Consider the following 18,501-nt stretch of genomic DNA (forward strand, 5'->3'; position numbering starts at 1 on the left):
GCCAGCGCCCGTCAGCCGTCGTCAGCTGCTAATGCTGGCCGGTAGCGCCGGGGCGGCGTCCCTCGTCGGCGGCTGCACGAATGCGGTGTCGGAAACCGGTGCAACGCCACCTCCTCCCCCGGCCCCCACGATCAACGCAAGCCTGACCGCTACGACTTCGACGCTGTTGCTATGCCGGGACGCCTGGGGCGCCCGACCGGCCCGCTCCGGAGGCAAGCGCCACACCATCACCCGAATGACCCTTCACCACGAGGCCGTCGTCCTCGGCGACAACCGCAACGCCCCAAGCCATCTCCGCCAGGACCAGCGATACCACCAGGACCAGCACGGGTGGATCGACATCGCCTATCACGTCGGCGTCGACCGTAACGGCAACATCTACGAACTGCGGAGCACCGAGATCGCGGGCGATACGGCGACGGACTACGACACCACGGGCCATTTCCTGGTGCTCTGCGAAGGAGACTTCGATCAAGAGGCCGTGCCGGAGGCCCAGCTCCAGGGCGCAGCTCGCGCATTCGCATGGGCCGCCCAGACTTTTCACGTTTCGACCGCCACACTGGCGGGCCATCGAGACCTGGCCCAAACGTCTTGCCCTGGTCGAAACCTGTACGCCCACCTTTCCTCGGGCGACCTCAAGCGCCGCGTCGACGACCTTCTCGGCGCGGGCGGAGTGGACCTCCAGCGCTTCTGCGGGCCCGACGCGGCCGCACGGGTCGCGTCGATCGAGGCCGGCAACTGACCTACCCTGCCCACACATCCTCGACGTAGTGGTCGGATTCGATAAGTCCGTTCAACCAGGCGCGGGCCTCATCGTCGGTGGCCCCCGTCCGTTGCCGATAGATGTCGAGGAAGGAACCGCGCACCCCAGGCGCCATCCGCGCGCCGTCGCCGCACACGTAGACGTGGGTGTCCTTGGCCGGGTCGCTCAACAGGTCCCACACCTCGTCGGCGTCCGCGGCGATCCGGTCCTGCACGTAGCGGACCCCGTTCTGCGGCGCGCGGGAGAACGCCGGGCGCATCCGCACGATACCGATGGCTTCGGCCTGTTCGAACCGGTCTCGAAAGATGTAATCGACTTCTGGGTCACGCACCCCGAAGAAGCAGAGCGCCGGCTCCACCGGCGCACCCGCGCCCCGTGCGGCCAGCCGGTCACCGAGAAAACCGAGGAACGGAGCGACGCCGGTACCGGCGCTGACCAGAATCACGTTTTTCGCCGGATCGGCACCGGCCCGAAACGCCTGGCGAGCCGGGTCCACCCGCGCCCGGATCACCTGTCCGGGTTGGATTGTCGCGAGGTAGTTGGACGCGACACCTTTGAACAGACCGTGACCCGAACGGGCCGGCGCATCGAGCACACTGACGACCAGTCCCACCGTGCGCGGTGACAGCATCGACGACGATGCGATCGAATAGTGTCTGGGCACCATGGGATCCAGCAGCTCAAGCAGCTCGGCACCGGTGAGAACGCACGCCGGGTACTCGTCGAGGCACTCCAGCACGCTCAGCGGGCAGCCGTCCGGGGCCTCGGCCAGTCCAGTGAGCCGCTGGCGCTCCGCGGGACTGTTGTTGGCCGCGGCGAGTCTACGTAATTGACTGCTGGTCACCGGTTTCCGCAATTCGACGAAGTGCGTGAGCAGTTCGCGTGCGCTGACCTCTCGGTCGAGCGCGATGAGGCGCCGAGAGCTGCGCCGAGGATTGATCGCTAGCCGCAGTCCAGGGTCGATGCCGAGCTGTGTCAAAACCACGTCGACCACCTCGGGTGGGTTGTCGGCCATCACCGTTAGGTGGTCGCCCGTTTGGTAGTCGACGCCGTCCGGAAGCTCAACGCGGACATTGGTTTTGGCTTGACCCAGCCCGGGGCTGACCAGTTGGGTGTTCTCGACGACGGTCATCGGGATCACCGACGACCGTGCGTCCAGCGCCGCCGTCACCGGCCCGACGATCCGGCGCAACTCATAAAGTGGTTCGGCCGCATCCGTGACCGGTGCGGCGTCGGGGTCGCCGAAGCGTTCGGCCAACGATGACCACAGCGCCGCCGCGAACTCCTCGATCGTGCCGACCATGTCCCCCGAGGTGTCGGCCGCCGCCCGCGGCACCAGTTGGTTGGCCTTCAGCTCGCCGAGGCGCTCGTCGATGCGCTGCGGGACCGCCTGGTAGGTGTCCGCCCAATTATGGTCACCCACACCGAGAACCGCGACATTGGGTGCCGGATTCAGCGTGGTACTCGCGTCGAGCAGCCAGGTGAGGAAGGCGCGCGCGTCATCGGTCGGCTGCCCGTTGTAGGAGGATGCGATGATCACGACGGCCTCGGCTTCGGGAAAGCCACCAACGGCATCGTCGAGGGAGGCCGCTGTCGCCGTGCAGCCCAAAGCCGTGGCGTCGTCGGCGAATTGGCGGGCCAGCGCACGGCAGGTGCCGAGGTTGGAACCATACAAGACCGCCAGCCGGGTGCCGGCCATCATCGCCGTTGCAAGACTTTGCGATTCGCCGTGTGCGCCATCCGGCTGGGCGTCGAGCGTGTGGGTATTGCGGTCCTGCGGCGTGCGCCGCAGCAGGTCGAGCCGGAACCCCACCGGCCGGCGACTGGTGGGAGTTTCCCATTGCGGCACATAGTGATAGGTATCGATGAGGCGATAGCGATGTATGAGCCGGGCCACCGCCATGGCCGCCTCATGCAGTGCGAACTGCCGGCCGATGCATGATCTTGCACCGGATCCGAAGGGTTTGAACAACGCAGCCGGCCGAGCCGCCGAGCGTTCGGGAGCGAAGCGGCTGGGGTCGAAGAGTTCGACATTGTCACCCCAGCCGGGCTGGCGGTGCAATGCGCCGGTGAGCACCGTGACAGCCTCGCCGCGCTTGATGGGATATTTGCCACCGATCACAGTGTCTTCCAAAGCCATTCGATCGAAATGCAATACGGGTGGCGAAAGACGCAGGGTTTCCTCGATGACCTGTCGCAGATAGGTCATCTTGCCGATGTCGTCGTAGCTGGGCAGGTAGCCGTCTTCTGCTCCGAACACGGTGTCCACCTCGGCCTGCACCCGGTGCAGCACCGTCGGATCGCTGACGATGTTGTACAGCGTGTTGGGCATCAGTTCCGATGTGGTGAGCTGCCCCGCGATCAGGAAGGTCATGATCTGATTGCGGATGTTCTCCGTTTCCAGTACGGGTTTGCCGTTCGCATCCTGCTGCAGCATCAACGCCAACAGGTCGTCACACTCACCGTCACGGGACCGGTGCTCGGCTATCAGTCCGTCGATGAAGGAGTGCAAGGTGGCCAATTCTTTCTTGAACACCGGCGTCGGAGTGTCAGATGTCAACTCCCCCAGCGCCGTTGTGAAGCTCTGTGGGATCGGAGCCAGGCCGGGGCAGTCGAAAGATTCGAAGCGCGAACCGAACCCGGCGAGCGCCACGGTGTCCATGGCCAACTTCTGCAAGTCGGCCGACACATCCACCGGCCCCACCCCTGCGCTGGCGTCCCACCGGTCGATCATGGTGCAGTTGATGTCGAGCATCGCCGCGTGGTAGGCGCGCAGACCCGCGTAACTGAAACCGGGTAACAGAACATCGTGAGCGCGCTGCCAGTTCGGTTCGCCGTGGTAGGCGGTGAACAGGCCGTCACCGGCCAACGGCCTGACTCGGGCAAGGGTTGCCGTCAGGTTCTTGGCGAACCGGCTTTCGTCGCAAAGCTCGGTGACGAGCTCCAGCGAACACGCGTAGAGCTTCCTGAAGCCGCCGTTGAAGTCGGCGTAGAACAGTGGCCCGTGCAATTCGCCGAGTAGATCCACGGCCAGCGCGCGCGGTCGGCCGACCAACTGATCCGGTCCGGGCAAGGGACCCTCGGCCGAGGGGATGCCGGGAAGATCCGGCGGGGAGGACGCACGGAACTCGGTCATGCGGGCAGCATAGGTTTCGACACGGCGGTGTCGTCGGGAATCCGCGGACGTCATCCTCGGCGCGACGCGCGTTACTGTGCTCTGGTCGGCCTCACCGAACGGGCCGATAGAAAAGTTGGGCAATTGATGACCACAGCAGAAGCGTCGGCGCTCGAATCGCGGGTCGGCCACTACTACAAGATGGACGGCACCTACCTGGTCGGCCGCGAGAAGTTACGCGAGTACGCCCGCGCGGTGCAGGACTATCACCCCGCGCATTGGGACGTCGACGCCGCCGCTGAGCTGGGCTATCCGGACCTGGTGGCGCCGCTGACGTTCACGTCGACGCCGGGCATGACCTGCAATCGCCGCATGTTCGAACAGGTTGTCGTCGGCTACGACACCTACATGCAAACCGAAGAGTTGTTCGAACAGCACCGCCCGATCGTGGCCGGCGACGAACTGCATATCGACGTCGAACTGACCTCGGTGCGCAGGATCGCCGGTCGGGACCTGATCACCGTGACCAACACTTTCACCGACGCCGCCGGCGAGCGGGTGCACACCCTGCACACCACCGTCGTCGGAGTCACCGCCGAGGATGTCGATCCGGCGATCAAGTTGGCCGTGCCGAACATCATGATGCATGACGTGGACCTGACGGCGGTCGGTGATGCCGATGACGCGTATGAGAAGACGGTGCGCCCCGAGGGCGAAATCCGGATCGCCGAGCACGGCAGTCGCACGCCCGGGACGCCGTCCTTCGATGGCGTGCAGGTTGGCGACGAGCTACCGGTGCATCACACCCGACTGTCTCGCGGCGACCTGGTGAACTATGCCGGCGTGGCGGGCGACGCCAACCCGATCCATTGGGACGAGGAGATCGCCAAGCTGGCCGGCTTGCCCGACGTGATCGCCCACGGAATGCTCACCATGGGGCTGGGTGCCGGATTCGCCTCCACATGGACAGGCGACCCCGGTGCCGTCACCCGTTACGCGGTACGACTCTCGGCGCCCGCGATCGTGTCGGCCAAAGAAGGCTGCGATATCGAGTTCAGCGGCAAGGTCAAGTCGCTGGACCCGGCGACACGCACCGGAGTCGTCCTGGTCGGGGCGAAGTCCGGTGGCCGAAAGATCTTCGGTTTGGCGACGTTGAACGTCCGCTTCAGCTGATGCGCCTTGGTGAATTGGCGTCAAGACCCGTCGCCGCAAAGAAAGTCCTCCTCGAAGGACCAACCTCCAGCGATTCACCCCGAATTGTTCGAGGCCGGCGGGCTCGCAGGACTCGTTGAGGTCGCGGGACTCGTCGGAGTCGTCGGGGTCGTCGGAGTGGTCCTCGAACTCGAACTCGGTTGGGTCGTCGGACTGGTCGTCGGACTCGTAGGACTCGTCGGAGTCGTGGGGGCCGTCGGAGTCGTGGGCGTAGTGCTCGCAAGGCCTGGACCTTCGCCGCACCAGTCCGCCACATCTTTCGGGTACTGCTCGAGCGGTGGAGGACAACGCTGCCCGGGTGGGAAGTTGGCGCCCGCGTTGAGCAGATCGCAGGGCACGTAGACCTGCTTGCCCTTGGGGGTGTTGGTCAGACACTTCGTCGGCGGCTCGCCATGGGCCTCGACGGGAATGATGGCCGCCGCCATCACCACGCAGAGTGCCCAAGCAAGACGGCGATAGGTCATGAGAGCTCCTCATCTAGCTGCGAAAGTCCATCGTGAGGGTTCACTAGCGATAATCCAAGCAAACGAAATTCTGCCTCCGCGACCAGAGCCCGATCCGATGCGTGTTTTCGTGGGTCCGGTCGGGCGTGCTCACCGTGACATCGCCGCCGCGATGGGACGTGACGCAGATACGCCCACATATTGAGTTATCGCTTCGGCCAGCCAATACTCGGTGGAGCTGCCCAGAACCGCAACCGCCTCGATACCCGCCGAGGTCAACGTCGCGCTGACGTCAACGCCGCGAGTACTTCTTGATCAGGTCCTGTTTGTACAACTTGCCGGCGTCGCTGCGCGGCAATCGCGGTTCGAAGAACAGCGATCGCGGGCACTTGTAACTCGCCAATCGATTTCGCAGCCACCCGGTCAACTCGTCGGCGAGCTGTGGCGTAGCCCGCGCCGGATCGACTAGCTGAACAACAGCAGTGACCGACTGCCCCATCACCTCGTCCGGTACGCCGAACACTGCGGCGTCGACCACCAGCGGATGACACACCAAGGCATTCTCGGTTTCCTGCGGGTAGATGTTGACGCCGCCCGAGATGATCATGTGATGACGACGGTCAGTGAGATAGAGGTAGCCGTCGTCGTCCAGGTAGCCAACGTCGCCCACGGTCACCCAGCCCGTGGAGTTGCGTGCCGCCGCGGTCTTCTCCGCATCATTGAGGTACTCGAACGGATAGCCGCCGTCATAGTAGATGTCGCCGACCTGTCCCGCTGCCAACTCTTTGCCGTCCTCGCCGAGGATGTGCGGGACTCCCAGCATTGGCCTGCCAACCGAAGCAGGGTGGCGCAACCAGTCTTCGGCGCGGATGAATGAGATACCCGCTCCTTCCGAGGAGCCGTAGTACTCATCGACGATCGGACCCCACCAATCGATCATCTGCCGCTTGATTTCGGGCGGACACGGCGCGGCGGCATGAACCACACGCTGAAGGGTCGACAGATCGAACCGCAGTCGCGTCGCCCTGGGCAGCCGGAGCATCCTGACGAACATCGTCGGGACGAATTGCGCATGGGTGACGCCGTACCGCTCGATGCAGTCCAGCGCGCCCTCGGCATCGAACGCTTCCATCATGACAGTGGTTGCGCCAATGGCCTGGGCAGCCATCGTCCACATCGCCGGTGCGGTGTGATACGTCGGCGCCGGACTCATGTAGACGGATTCGCTTGTCACACCGAGTGCTTCGAAGACGGGCGTCGACAGTCGCGTCCCAGCAGAGCCGGCGGCCTTCAATGGGCGGCGGATCCCCTTTGGAAGTCCAGTGCTTCCGGCCGAATACTGGAGAAGCTGCCCGTCGCATTCGACCGCAACGGGTGTCGCTGGCATCGCAGCCACGCAGTCCGGGTAGCGTCGCCACCCTTCGAGTTCACCGTCGGCGACAAGCGCCACCGATGGCAATCCACCCGGGAGTGATTGCGGCAGCTGTCGGCACACAGCCCGCATCGCCACTGACGAAATGATCGCCTTCGCTCCGCTGTCATTCACAATGTGAGAGATTTCGGCCGCGCTCAGGTGTGTATTGATCAAGGTGTAGTACAGACCGCTTCTTCTCGCGGCCCACATCACCGCATGAATGTGCTCGTTGTTCTCCATCACGGCGGCGACCGTGTCCCCCGTAACGAGACCTTGTCGGCGCAAATAATGGGCCAGGCGATTCGCGCTGGCCTCGAGCTGGCCGAAACTCACCGTCACCCCAGAAGGATGAAGTATCACAGCGGGTTTCGTGTAAGCGGCGTAGTCGCAGAGGCCCATGCGTGTATCACTTACCCGGTCTGCCAGGGCGAGTCCCAGCGATCGATCGTCGCCACCTCGGATAGCGGCTTGCGGCGCACGGGGTGGTGCCGGCCGCGCGGCCAGCCCACCGTCAGCAGGGTCGCGATCTTCCAGTCGTCAGGAATTCCGACCATCGACCGCAGCTCGTCCTCGCAGGACCCGTGCCACAGGGTGATCGCCGCGCCGAGTCCTTGCGCGCGCGCGGCCAGGAGGAAGTTCTGGACCGCGGGAAAGATCGAACCGCCCTGCTGTAGTTCGGTGGTTCCTCGTTGCGGCTGAACGCAGAACAGCACCAGCACAGGCACTGCGCCACCAACTCTCATGTGTTCCGCCATGGTTCGCAGTACGCGCGATTTCGGGTCGTCAGCGTCGTTGTCGGGCAGCGAGATCGAGTAGAACTCGGTCATCACGTCCCATGTCTTGTGGGCCGCGGCCGTGATCACGCCGCGCAAACTCGCCGATCGCAGGACGACGAACTTCCATGGCTGCTGATTGCCACCGGACGGAGCCCAGCTCGCCGCGCGGAGACATGATTCGATGACCTCGTCGGAGACGGGTTCGTCGCGGTAGCGCCGAACGCTCGACGCGGTGTGCATGACCTCCCACAGGTCCGCCGATATCCGCGGGACAGATTGCTGGCTCATGATTTCGCCGTCGCGGGCAGCATTCCCTGCCAAGTCCCGCCGCGGACCGGGCCGGTGATAAGCGGTAGATCCAGCGTCGACAAGAGACCCGGTGGCGCTGCGATGACCGCCGGGATCGCGTTGAGTTCCCGCATCACCGTCGCATACGTCAACCCCCGCATATTGTTTCCCCGTCCGTGCATTTCAACGTCGACCGTGTACGTGGGTAGGCCGTCGACAATGACGCGGTAACCACCGTGCGGCGACGGATGCCGCGGCCACTCGGGAGCCGACCCTTCGCCCATCCGGGTGATGTGCTCTAGCACCACCCGCTCCTCACCGTCGAGGATTCCGGCGAGCTTGAATCGCATTCCGCCCATCGTGCCGGGCTCAACCCACCCTGACGCCACTTCGTAACGCTCTGTGACCAACCACTTTTCGATGGTGGTGTCGACACGATCGAGCGGCAAGCCGACGCCGTCGGCCACTAAGCGTACGATCGGGGCCCACAACGCTGCCAGGCGCGCGGTGTCGAACAACGGCGCCGGATAATCTGGCGGGTGGCCGAATCCCATGAAGTCGAACATGATTTCGGGTTGATCGATGGGACCGTAATCGAGTATCTCGAGCATGGTGATGGTGTCGACGCGGCTGCTGAATCCCGTCATCGTCAACGCGATGACATCGTTGGCCCATCCGGGATCCACACCACTGTTGAAGAAACTCGTGCCGCCCTCCTCGCACGCAGCCGAAATGAGATCGACGGTCTCCTTGTCGGCGGCGGGTGGATAACACATCGGCACCAGCGAGGTGCTTACGACGTTCTTCCCTGCGCGCAGGCAGCGGGCGACGTCCTGCGCAGCTTCGTGATACCGGTAGTCCCCCGACGCGAAATAGGCGACCACATCGGCGTCGAGAGCCAGTGCGGCATCCACGTCACGGGTGGCGACGACGCCGGTCACCGGCATCCCGCACAGATCGCCCGCATCCTTGCCCTCTTTGGTCTTGGCGTGCACGACGACGCCCACGAGGTCCAACCCCGGATGCGCGATCAGCGCGCGCAAAGCGCCGGCCCCGACTTGACCGGGACCCCAGAGAATCACCCGCGGCCTACGTTGGCAGTCCGTCATCGACGCCCTTCCCGGTTGACCCAGCCCTACCTGTGAGAACATATCTTCTCAGATATTGATAACACCATTGCCGCATCAGAAGGATCTTGGAGGAGACGATGCCCGATTACCAGTTCCTGAAGTGGGAGACGTTCGACGACGGCCAGATCGTCCGAATCTCGTTGAACCGACCAGAGCAACGCAACGCGCAAAACCGCGGCATGTTGGTCGAACTCGACGACGCCTTCACCCGCGCTGAGGCCGACGACACCGTCCGCGTCGTCATCCTCGCCGGCGAGGGACCCATGTTCTCCTCTGGCCATGACATCGGCTCCAAGCAGGCCCGCGCCGAGTTCACCCCGGGACCGGGACAGCACCCGACAGCGGCCATCAACGGCGGGACCCGCGAGGGCGCGGAGAAGATCATGCTGCAGGAGTGGCACTACTTCTTTCAGAACAACCTGCGCTGGCGAAACCTGCGCAAGATCACGATCGCGCAGGTCCACGGAGATGTGTTCTCTGCGGGCCTGATGCTGATCTGGGCATGCGACCTGATCGTGGGAAGCGAAGAGGTGCGGTTCGCCGATGTCGTCGGCACCCGGCTCGGCATGTGCGGCATGGAGTACTTCGGGCACCCATGGGAGTTCGGCCCCCGTCGCACCAAGGAGCTGATGCTGACCGGCGATGCGATCGACATCGAGGAGGCATACCGACTCGGCATGGTCAGCAAGATCTTCAAAAGAGACGAGTTATCCGACCGCACACTCGAAATGGCCCGGCGCATCGCCACGGTGCCGACGATGGCCGCCCTACTCATCAAGGAGTCGGTCAATCAGTCCGTGGACAACATGGGTTTCTACAACGCCCTGCAATCCTGCTTCACCCTGCACCAGCTGAACCACTCGCACTGGGTCGGCGTGCGGGATGACAAGCGTGCCACCGCCGGCGAGGAGCAGGGCGTGCCGAACTGGCGAACCGCTCCCCCGATAGTGCTGTCGGTCAAAGACCGAGTGCGCGCCGAAGCGTAACAGCCGGTTCAGTTCGCCACGGCCCCGTAGCGGGCGTCGGCGACGCGATCGAGGGCAACGGCCGATGCGCCGTACACCATCGCCCAACCCCGGACTCGGCGGTAGTACAGCTGGATGTCACCGTCCATGCTGAATCCGTAGCCCCCATGGACATGCAAGCTGCGCTGTGTGGCGTCGCGCGCCGTCTCGTATGCGAATGCGAATGCCATGGCTGCCAACTCAGTGACGCGCTGGGGCTCGTCGGCGAACGCGCATGCCGCCTCGAACGCCAGCAACAGCGCGCCGTCGGCCGCAGTGGCACTGTCCGCCAACGGATGAGACACCGCCTGAAAAGATCCGATCGGGCTCCCGAACGCGTGTCGCTGCTTGGCGTACTCGACTCCTATTTCGACGGCCTTCTTCGCCGCGCCCGCGAGCGCCGAAGCGGTCAGTGCCAGCCACAAATCCAGTGCATCGGAGAACATCCGTCGTGCAGCGTCGCCCTCGGCAAGAACCGCGACCTCGTCCCCGACCGTGACATCGGCCAGCGGAAGCGAGCCGAGGTTTCGCACGCGCCGACGGTTCTCCCCGAGCGGCACCGCGATCAGGCGTTCGCCCGAGAGCGCCACCACCGTGTCCGCCACCGCCCCGGCGGGGACGAGCCCGAGTAGGCGGTCCGGTGCGACTCGCGGTGCAAAGCTGACGAGCTTGTCGCCCGTCATCAGTTCAGCCAGCAGACCCGCGCCGGCCTCACCAGACCTGGCGAGCAGCCTGGCTGCGACTTGGGCCTCGAGGACCGGGGCGGACGCGAGCGCCCGACCGTACTGCTCGGCGATCAAGGCCAATTCGAGCTCGGATGCACCCCAGCCGCCGTCGGCTTCGCCGACGGCCATCTCGACCACGCCGGTCTCCATTAGCGCCTTCCACAGCCGGGAATCGAAACCCACGGGCTCCGCGGCCCGCACCCGCTGCGACGTCGACTCGCGCGCGTACATCGCGGCGAACGAGTCGACCAGCTGACGCTGCTCGCCGGAAAGGCTCAAGTCCACGCTCAGGTCCCGTCACGTGCGGATATGGTTACTCTCACAAATGAGAGTAACATTATCGCGCGTGCCGCCCGGGCCCGTCGTGAGACAGATTGGTTCTGATCCATGCACTTTCAGCTCGACGCCGACACCCAGGCATATCGCGACGGAGTACGCCGCTACCTTGCGAAGGTCACGACGCCCGAGTCCGAAGAGCGGATCTACCGCAGCGGCGTTTCACACGACGACGATTTCGCCAAGGGGCTGGTGGACGAAGGTTATTTCGCCCCGAGCTGGCCGACCGAATTCGGCGGCCAAAACCGCAGCGCATGGGACGAGCAGGTCCTCCGAGAGGAACTCATGCGTGCGGAGGCACCCATGTACCTCTCGGAGACCACTCGAATGGTGGCGTCGATCATCCGAACCGTTGGTACGCCGGAGATGAAAGACCGCATTCTCGGCCCTGCGATGAAGGGCGATATCACCATCGCACTGGGATTCACCGAACCCGAATGCGGCTCGGATGTCGCGGCGGCGACCACGAAGGCCGTGCGCGAGGGCGAGGAATGGATCATCAACGGCTCCAAGATGTTCACCACAAACGGTCACATCGCCGACTACGTGTTCCTGTTGGCACGCACGAGTACCGACAAGCCCAAGCACAAGGGACTCACCATGTTCCTCGTCCCGCGCGATTCCGACGGATTCGAAGCCCAAGCGGTATGGACGCTTTCGGGTGAACGCACCAACGTCACGTTCTACAGCGACGTCCGTGTTTGCGACGAATGGCGCGTCGGCGATGTCGACGCCGGCTGGCAGGTAATGGGGCTGTCGCTGCAGGACGAGCACGCATCCGGGTGGGGACCGCATCTGTCTCGGCTGCTGCAGCACGTCGAGCAGTGGGCCGCGAACACTCAAGCCGACGACGGGTCACCACAGCTCACCAAGACAGACGTTCGGCGCCGAATCGCCAGGGTGGCAATGGAAGACGAGGTTTCGAGGCTGCTCCTGCGTCGCTGCGTCTGGATGACCGAGACCGGCCAGAACCCCGTAGCGGAGGGACCGATGTCCAAGGTGTTCAGCACCGAAGCGCTCGTGCGCGCCAGCCAGGACGCCATGGAGCTGGTCGGGCCGGACGCGGCGCGAAGCTACTTCGAGCCGACGGCGCCCGAACAAGGCCGTTTCGAATATCTCGCGCGGTTCGCGCTGGGCACCACAATCTATGCCGGCACAAGCGAAGTTCAGCGCTCCATCATCGCTCAGCGCGGGTTGGGGCTACCCCGTTAGCTTTCGAGGCCTGCGGGCCGTGGTTCGCTTCGCCGCTGCCTTGGCGGCCACGGCCTTGGGCTTGGTCTTAGCCGAATTCGCTGGCGGGGTGAGGGCTTGCTTGCACCAGGCCCATAACTGGTCCTCGGCGAGCTCTGCGCCCTTGACCCCCAGGTGGAAGACCCCTATTTGGGCGAGCGCAATGAGTGTCGAGTTCAGCAGCGTCGTCAACTGCGCTGGTGTCAAATCTTTTCGAATCAACCCGGCGCGCGAGCACGCGGTGAGGATCTTCGTGAGCAGCTTCTGATGCGGCTCCCAGATCTTCGCGAAGTCGGCAGGCCGCTCGATCTCCAAACTCAAGTTGTAGATAGTCATCACCCGTCCGCCGATCGCCTCGGATGACTCCGCCCGGGAGAGAAATCCCCGACAGAACGCCTCGAGTTGTTCCATCGGACCATCTGCCATTGCGACCTCGTGGCGGATAGCTTCGATGAACTGACTCGTGGCGTTCTCGTAAAGGGCGAGCAGGAGCTCTTCCTTGCCCGCGAAGTGTTGATAGAACGCGCGCAGGCTCAGGTTCGACCGGTCGATGAGGGTCTGGATGGTGAAATCGGCGCGCCCCGACTCCTCGACCAACTCCAGCGCAGTGGCAAGGAATCTCGAGCTGCGTGCCAGCGCACGGGCGCGCGCGGCGGAGAGACGCCGCTCTATCGTTCGTTCCTGCCAGCTGGTCGGCATCTCGTCGAGATCGGCGTCGACGATCTCGAGGCTGGCTTCGCTGTCCTGTCCGGGGCGCTTCTTCGCAGTCATGATTGCTTGAGAATACGCGTTCCCTGGCGGTTCGCCCAATCAACCTACACCGGTATGTTGGCCGGTCCTACGCAGCGTGCCGGTGTGGGACTGGCGGTCGCGCGGCCGTGCGATATTGTGGAAACGGTTATTCTCGTCTGCGGGGAATCAGCGTTTCGCAGGGGAAGCCCCTGCCTTCGAAGGAGTCAGCGTTGAGCACAGACATCCGAATTGTCTCGCCGGACGACCATTTGGTGGAGCCTGCCGATCTGTGGACCAGCCGACTGCCCGAGCGATATCGCGACATCGGACCGCGGATCGTTCGCACCCGCGGGCGGATGGATCCGTCGGTTACTTCCGATGTCGCTTTCGTCGAGGACGACGAGGGCCGCGACGCGGATATCTGGCATTACGAAGATGCGGTGATCCCGATCCCGCTGATCAGCGCGGCGGCCGGTTACGAACTCGACGAGCTCACCACCGACCCGATCACCTACGACGAGATGCGCCCGGGTTGCTTTCGCCCGGCAGACCGGCTCGCCGACATGGACATCGCGGGCATCGAGGCGTCGGCATGCTTCCCCAACACGCTCGTCCGCTTCTGCGGCCAACGCTTCCTGTACGGCAAGGACAAGGAGCTCGCCAAGCTCTGCGTTGAGGCCTACAACGACTTCCAGATCGATGAGTGGGGCGGCGGCTCGAACGGTCGGCTGATCCCGCTTGGCATCATCCCGCTGTGGGACGTCGAGCTCGCTGCGAAGGAGGTCGACAGGGTGGCCGCCCGTGGCATGCACGCGATCTGCTTCTCCGAGCTGCCTTCACGTCTGGATCTGCCGTCCATTCACAGCGGCTATTGGGACCCGTTTTTCGCGGCGTGCGAGCGAAACCAGGTCGGCATCATGCTGCACATCGGGTCGAGTTCGTCGCTCACGAAGTCCTCGCCCGACTCTCCGCATGTCGTCACCAGCGCGCTGATGGCGGTCAACTGCACCATCGCGATGGTGGACTGGTTGTTCTCCGGCAAGCTCAGGCAATTCCCGAATCTCAAGCTAGCCTTCGCGGAGGCGCAGGCAGGTTGGATTCCCTACTATCTGCAGCGCGTCGACGAGGTTTGGGAGGACCGGCGGGCGTGGGGCGGAATCCACCCGCTGCTAACCGAACCGCCGAGCACCCAAGTGCCCGGCCGCGTGTGGTTCTCCACGTTCGGCGATCCGGTCGCCTTCCGCATCCTCGACCTCGTCGGCGAGGACCAGCTCATGTTCGAGACCGACTACCCGCATAACGACACCAACTGGCCGCACAGCATGGAGGTCGCCAACAAGGCGACGGAGGGCCTGGACGAGGAGACCAAGCGCAAGGTGCTGTCGACCAACGCCAAGACGTTCTTTGGTATGGCGTAGCGTTCTGGAGTTGTTGCGCTACAACGCCTTCCACTCCGGCTTACGTTTCTCGAGAAAGGCGCGCGGGCCCTCGATGGCGTCCTTGGTCAGCGCCACCTTCATGCGGTAGTTCTCGGCGAGCAATTCGGCTTCGTAGATGGGCAGTGTCAGCCCCTTGCGCACGGCCATCCGCGAGCCCCGCACCGCCAGCGGCGCATTCGAATTGACGACCTCGGCGATCTCCCACGCCCGATCCATGAGCGTGTCGTGGGAGACCACTTCGGTGAAGACTCCCAAGTCGTACGCGCGCTGCGCGTCGAGTTGCTCGTGCTTGCCCATCAAGATCAGTCGCATGGCCACCGGCAGCGGCAGGATACGGGCCAGCCTCACCCCTTCGCGACCAGAGCTCACGCCGATGCTGACATGAGGATCCATCAACGTCGCGCGCTCGGACGCGATGGTGATGTCGGCGGTAGTCACCAAGTCCATCCCAGCGCCACAGGCGATGCCGTTCACCGCACAGATGATCGGCTTGGTCATCTGAAGCCAGGGCGGCGTTGCTTCCTGCGGCGCATCCCACTGCCGCATCGAGCTGAGGATGGGCTCCCCCTGGTTGTCGATCCCCGCCGCGTTCTCCATGTCATGGTCGGCTGCCTTGTTGACGTCGGCTCCGACGCACAGCGCGCGGCCGGCGCCGGTGATGATGACCGTCCAGATCTCTTGGGAGCGTTCGATTTCGGAGTACACCTCGGCGAGCTCCGCAATCATCTCGTCATTGATCGCGTTGAGCACCTCGGGCCGATTCAGCGTCACGCACGCGGTGTGACCCCGCACCTCGAATTCGAGGGTGTCGTAATCCGTCACCTGGTCGGACCCTCTTTCTCCAAAGCCGTTGTGGCGCTGGGACGAAATCCGAAAATCTCGCTGAATCTCTCACAGTAGCGCGGCCAGACATCGGGATTCAGCAACCGGGGCGGCATGCGCCCCTCGAAAATCACCTGCCATTGGGTCGCGGTGGCGACGGCGATGTCGCGGGCGGCTTCCACGGTGATGCCCGCGACGTGAGGCGTTGCGACCACGTTGTCGAGTGCTAGCAACGGATTGTCATGCCGCGGCGGCTCTTCGTGGAACACATCAAGGCCCGCCCCGGCGATGTCGCCGGCGACCAGCGCGTCGTACAGCGCGGCTTCGTCGTGAACGGGACCGCGGGCGGTGGTGATGAAGAACGCCGACGATTTCATCGTGGCGAACTGTGTGGAACCGAACAAACCACGCGTCTCGGCCGTGAGTGGACAGGTGACCTGAACGAAATCGGAGCGCTCGATCAACTCGCCGAGCTCTACCAGGGTCACGCCCCGCTCGGCGGCGGTCGCTTCGTCGACATATGGATCGTGGGCCAGGATCTCCATCCCGAAGGGCGCGCACAACTCCACGAGGCGCCGGCCGATGGCGCCGAGGCCGACCACCCCGAGCGTCTTTCCGAGTAGCTGGCTGCCCCGCAAGGCCAGGCGGTCGCCGAGCGGCCCGCTACGTAGGGCACGGTCGGCAACGGTGATCTTCTTGGCGAGATCGAGCATGAAGCCCAGCGCATGCTCGGCGACGGCCTCCGCGCCCGGACCGGAGTTGTTGCACACCGCGATTCCGGCGCGTGTGCACGCCTCGACATCAATGACGTCATAGCCGGCGCCCGCCGAGCAGACGGCCAGCAGCTGATCGCAGCGTTGCACCAGGGCAGGCCCGACCAACCACTGTTCGCCCTCGGGGACGGCCGCCACGTCGGTGCGCGTGGCGACCTGGTATCCGTTGGCGGATTCCAATACCGCCCAACCGTCCTCAGTCGGCGCATTCAGGTCGAGTTTGACGACGTCGATGTCGGCCACCTCGAGGATGTCCCCGGCGACGGGGTCGGTCCATCGCTCGTAGACGATTCTCGGACTTGGGCTTTGGCTCATTGCTTGAGCTTGGGCTTCGCCTGCGCCGCCTTGAACATGTCGGCGAGTTCGGCGTTGACGTTCTTGTAGTCGTTGCGCGCGATCGAGCCGTCGCGGCCCGGGACCACGTCATATCCCAGGCGCAGGTCCTTGTTCTCCATGTGGAAGTACTCACGGCCGATCGGCAGGCGTCGGTCTTTGCGCGGCACCTCCATCCATGCGCGCAGGAAGCAGCGGGCCTTCTTCGGATCGTTGCTGCTGACGAAGTCGGAGCGAGAGTGGCACATCGCGAAGTTGTTGGCTACGGCCGCCTCGCCCGACTCGAGCCGGAACTCGACCTGCTGCTCGACGAGGATGTTGCGCAGCAATTCGATCGCCTCGGTCTGTTCGGGCGTGAACTCCCGGCCGAGGGTGTGCATCGCCGGCAGGATGCTGCTGTAGGTGAAGTTGATGCAAATCCGGCCGTCGATCTGCGAGAACACCGGGACGTCGTACGGTGTCACGTCCGGCTGGTCGTCGGGCTGCTCACTGCGCCGGTGGTGTGGAAAACCCTGATACAGCACGGGAAGCAGGTCGGGTCGCTCGTGGAGAATCCGGTTGTGCGCCGCCGGCCCGCTCGCAAATTGGCTTTCACCGCCGGTCGCCGCGGGGTAGACGCACAGCAGCGACAGGATGTCGGCGGCGTCGTTGTGCATGGCCAGCTCCGCCCGCGATTTGGTGCCACGCGCGGGCTGCACGCCGTTCGGCAGGATCTCCTCCTGCACCCGAACCATTCGGTGTCCGAACGAGTTGTTGGATACCAGGTATCCCAGATGGGTGCAGAACGCCCAGTAGATGCGCTCGAGGTCGTCGATCGAATGTTGTTCGACCGGAAATCCGCGCACGCACGCCAGGCCTTTACCGAACATCAGGTCCCGGTACAGCCTCGCCAGATCGTCGTCAAGATCGGGGTGGCGCGCATCCTCGGGGGTGATGTCGTCGCGGTCCTTGTTCGACGTCTTGGCCAGAATCGACTCCAGGGCAGCCACATTGCGGGCCGAAAGGTCGAAAGCGAAATCGTCCTTGCTCGAGAAGTCGGCGCCGGTCCAGGACATCGAGTCGGCGACTTGCTCGGTATAGATCGCGGTGGGCATCCGTCCTCCTGTTGTGGCGGCGAGGCTTTCGGCTTATCGGGGCTATTCGTCGTTGCTACCTGCGTGGCGCCCGTCGAGCTCTCGCAACGCACGTGCCCGGGCCGTCGCCGCCTCGGTCAACATCCCGATGTCCGTACCTGCCGAAATGAAACGCAGACCCAATTCTGTGAAGCGTTTCAACAGGTCAACGGACTTGATGCCGGCTATTCCCAGCGCCACGCCGTGTGCACGACAAGCCGCCGCGACCGATTCTACTGCATTGCGGAAATGATCATTCTCATAGTCGCCGTGGATGCCCATTTCGGCCGTCAGATCGCTCGGACCGAGAAGGATCATGTCGATACCCTCGACGCCCGCGATGGTGTCCGCGGAGTCGACCGCTTGCGGCGTCTCGATCATCACCGCGACCACCGTGCGACCCTCGAGAACAGCGGTGAGTTCGGCCGGTGACCTTGGCTGGTAACCGCTGACGGCATTGGGCCCGGAAATGGAGCGGTGCCCGATTGGAGGAAACCGCGCGGCACCGACGACGGCTGCTGCTTCTTCTTTCGAATTCACATGCGGCACAATCACTCCGGTTGCGCCGTTGTCGATGACGCGAGCGATGACACTCGGATCGTGAGGCGGCACCCGAACCAATGCCGAGATGCCCGCTCCCAATGCGCTCGCGCAAAGCATGGCCGCCGTCTCCAGCGACGTGGAAGTGTGCTCGAGGTCGACGTAGACCGCGTCGTATCCACATGCTGCTGCGATCGCGGGGACATCGGGAGTGCGAGCGCTCATCAGCGCCAGACACAGCACCAGCTTCTCGCCGCGCAGTGCCTCCCGCAGTGGTTTCCGCACACGCTCACGGTAGCCGACTGAGAACGTTC

The 18,501-nt window shown here is 64.3% G+C and carries 15 protein-coding genes; 5 read left to right on the forward strand and 10 right to left on the reverse strand.

The genetic code is table 11. The features are described from left to right. The first annotated feature begins 166 nt into the window (after nucleotides 1–166). Nucleotides 167–742, forward strand: coding sequence for an N-acetylmuramoyl-L-alanine amidase (locus AC5Y7E_RS08970; RefSeq protein ID WP_499948827.1), 576 nt, complete (start codon nucleotides 167–169; stop codon nucleotides 740–742). Nucleotide 743: 1 nt separating this feature from the next. On the opposite strand, the gene AC5Y7E_RS08975 is transcribed toward AC5Y7E_RS08970, so the two are convergent. Next, nucleotides 744–3,899 (reverse strand): bifunctional cytochrome P450/NADPH--P450 reductase, encoded by a 3,156-nt coding sequence (locus tag AC5Y7E_RS08975; RefSeq protein WP_499948559.1) that lies wholly within the window; start codon nucleotides 3,897–3,899, stop codon nucleotides 744–746. A gap of 126 nt (nucleotides 3,900–4,025) precedes the next feature. On the opposite strand from AC5Y7E_RS08975, the gene AC5Y7E_RS08980 reads away from it, so the two are divergent. After that, the gene (locus AC5Y7E_RS08980) at nucleotides 4,026–5,051 is read left to right on the forward strand and encodes a fused (3R)-hydroxyacyl-ACP dehydratase subunits HadA/HadB (RefSeq protein WP_499920005.1); all 1,026 of its coding nucleotides are present in this window, start codon (nucleotides 4,026–4,028) and stop codon (nucleotides 5,049–5,051) included. 774 nt (nucleotides 5,052–5,825) lie between these two features. On the opposite strand, the gene fadD4 is transcribed toward AC5Y7E_RS08980, so the two are convergent. The 3 genes from fadD4 to AC5Y7E_RS08995 are packed head-to-tail and all read right to left on the reverse strand — an operon-like array spanning nucleotide 5,826 to nucleotide 9,093. Next, the gene (fadD4, locus tag AC5Y7E_RS08985) at nucleotides 5,826–7,346 is read right to left on the reverse strand and encodes a fatty-acid--CoA ligase FadD4 (RefSeq protein WP_499948560.1); all 1,521 of its coding nucleotides are present in this window, start codon (nucleotides 7,344–7,346) and stop codon (nucleotides 5,826–5,828) included. 11 nt (nucleotides 7,347–7,357) lie between these two features. Next, nucleotides 7,358–8,011, reverse strand: a complete 654-nt coding sequence (locus AC5Y7E_RS08990; protein WP_499948561.1) for a nitroreductase family protein — start codon at nucleotides 8,009–8,011, stop codon at nucleotides 7,358–7,360. Further along, nucleotides 8,008–9,093, reverse strand: a complete 1,086-nt coding sequence (locus tag AC5Y7E_RS08995; RefSeq protein ID WP_499948829.1) for an NAD(P)H-dependent amine dehydrogenase family protein — start codon at nucleotides 9,091–9,093, stop codon at nucleotides 8,008–8,010. The genes AC5Y7E_RS08990 and AC5Y7E_RS08995 overlap by 4 nt, the downstream gene beginning before the upstream one ends. A 125-nt stretch (nucleotides 9,094–9,218) precedes the next feature. On the opposite strand from AC5Y7E_RS08995, the gene AC5Y7E_RS09000 reads away from it, so the two are divergent. After that, nucleotides 9,219–10,127, forward strand: a complete 909-nt coding sequence (locus AC5Y7E_RS09000; RefSeq protein WP_499948562.1) for an enoyl-CoA hydratase — start codon at nucleotides 9,219–9,221, stop codon at nucleotides 10,125–10,127. Nucleotides 10,128–10,135: 8 nt separating this feature from the next. On the opposite strand, the gene AC5Y7E_RS09005 is transcribed toward AC5Y7E_RS09000, so the two are convergent. Further along, complete coding sequence (locus AC5Y7E_RS09005; RefSeq protein ID WP_499948564.1) at nucleotides 10,136–11,155, reverse strand: acyl-CoA dehydrogenase family protein; 1,020 nt, start codon at nucleotides 11,153–11,155, stop codon at nucleotides 10,136–10,138. A 102-nt stretch (nucleotides 11,156–11,257) separates the two neighbouring features. On the opposite strand from AC5Y7E_RS09005, the gene AC5Y7E_RS09010 reads away from it, so the two are divergent. After that, nucleotides 11,258–12,418 (forward strand): acyl-CoA dehydrogenase family protein, encoded by a 1,161-nt coding sequence (locus AC5Y7E_RS09010; protein ID WP_499948566.1) that lies wholly within the window; start codon nucleotides 11,258–11,260, stop codon nucleotides 12,416–12,418. Here AC5Y7E_RS09010 and AC5Y7E_RS09015 read toward each other — a convergent pair. After that, nucleotides 12,407–13,207, reverse strand: coding sequence for a TetR/AcrR family transcriptional regulator (locus AC5Y7E_RS09015; protein WP_499919997.1), 801 nt, complete (start codon nucleotides 13,205–13,207; stop codon nucleotides 12,407–12,409). The two genes, AC5Y7E_RS09010 and AC5Y7E_RS09015, sit on opposite strands and share 12 nt — an antisense overlap. Before the next feature lie 191 nt (nucleotides 13,208–13,398). Between AC5Y7E_RS09015 and AC5Y7E_RS09020 the strand changes: the two genes are divergently transcribed. Then, nucleotides 13,399–14,586, forward strand: a complete 1,188-nt coding sequence (locus tag AC5Y7E_RS09020) for an amidohydrolase family protein (protein ID WP_499919996.1) — start codon at nucleotides 13,399–13,401, stop codon at nucleotides 14,584–14,586. Between the two features lie 18 nt (nucleotides 14,587–14,604). Here the strand turns inward: AC5Y7E_RS09020 and AC5Y7E_RS09025 are convergent, their stop codons facing one another. From AC5Y7E_RS09025 to AC5Y7E_RS09040, 4 genes are read right to left on the reverse strand one after another with little or no spacing between them, the layout of a single operon-like run. Further along, complete coding sequence (locus AC5Y7E_RS09025) at nucleotides 14,605–15,429, reverse strand: enoyl-CoA hydratase/isomerase family protein (protein WP_499948567.1); 825 nt, start codon at nucleotides 15,427–15,429, stop codon at nucleotides 14,605–14,607. After that, nucleotides 15,426–16,517 (reverse strand): hydroxyacid dehydrogenase, encoded by a 1,092-nt coding sequence (locus AC5Y7E_RS09030; RefSeq protein WP_499948568.1) that lies wholly within the window; start codon nucleotides 16,515–16,517, stop codon nucleotides 15,426–15,428. Before AC5Y7E_RS09030 ends, AC5Y7E_RS09025 begins: the two co-directional genes overlap by 4 nt. Then, nucleotides 16,514–17,629, reverse strand: coding sequence for a TauD/TfdA family dioxygenase (locus AC5Y7E_RS09035; protein WP_499919993.1), 1,116 nt, complete (start codon nucleotides 17,627–17,629; stop codon nucleotides 16,514–16,516). The genes AC5Y7E_RS09030 and AC5Y7E_RS09035 overlap by 4 nt, the downstream gene beginning before the upstream one ends. 42 nt (nucleotides 17,630–17,671) lie before the next feature. Next, nucleotides 17,672–18,472, reverse strand: coding sequence for an HpcH/HpaI aldolase family protein (locus tag AC5Y7E_RS09040; RefSeq protein ID WP_499948569.1), 801 nt, complete (start codon nucleotides 18,470–18,472; stop codon nucleotides 17,672–17,674). Between the last annotated feature and the right edge of the window lie 29 nt (nucleotides 18,473–18,501).

It is taken from the genome of Mycobacterium sp. NGS17 (assembly GCF_059813205.1).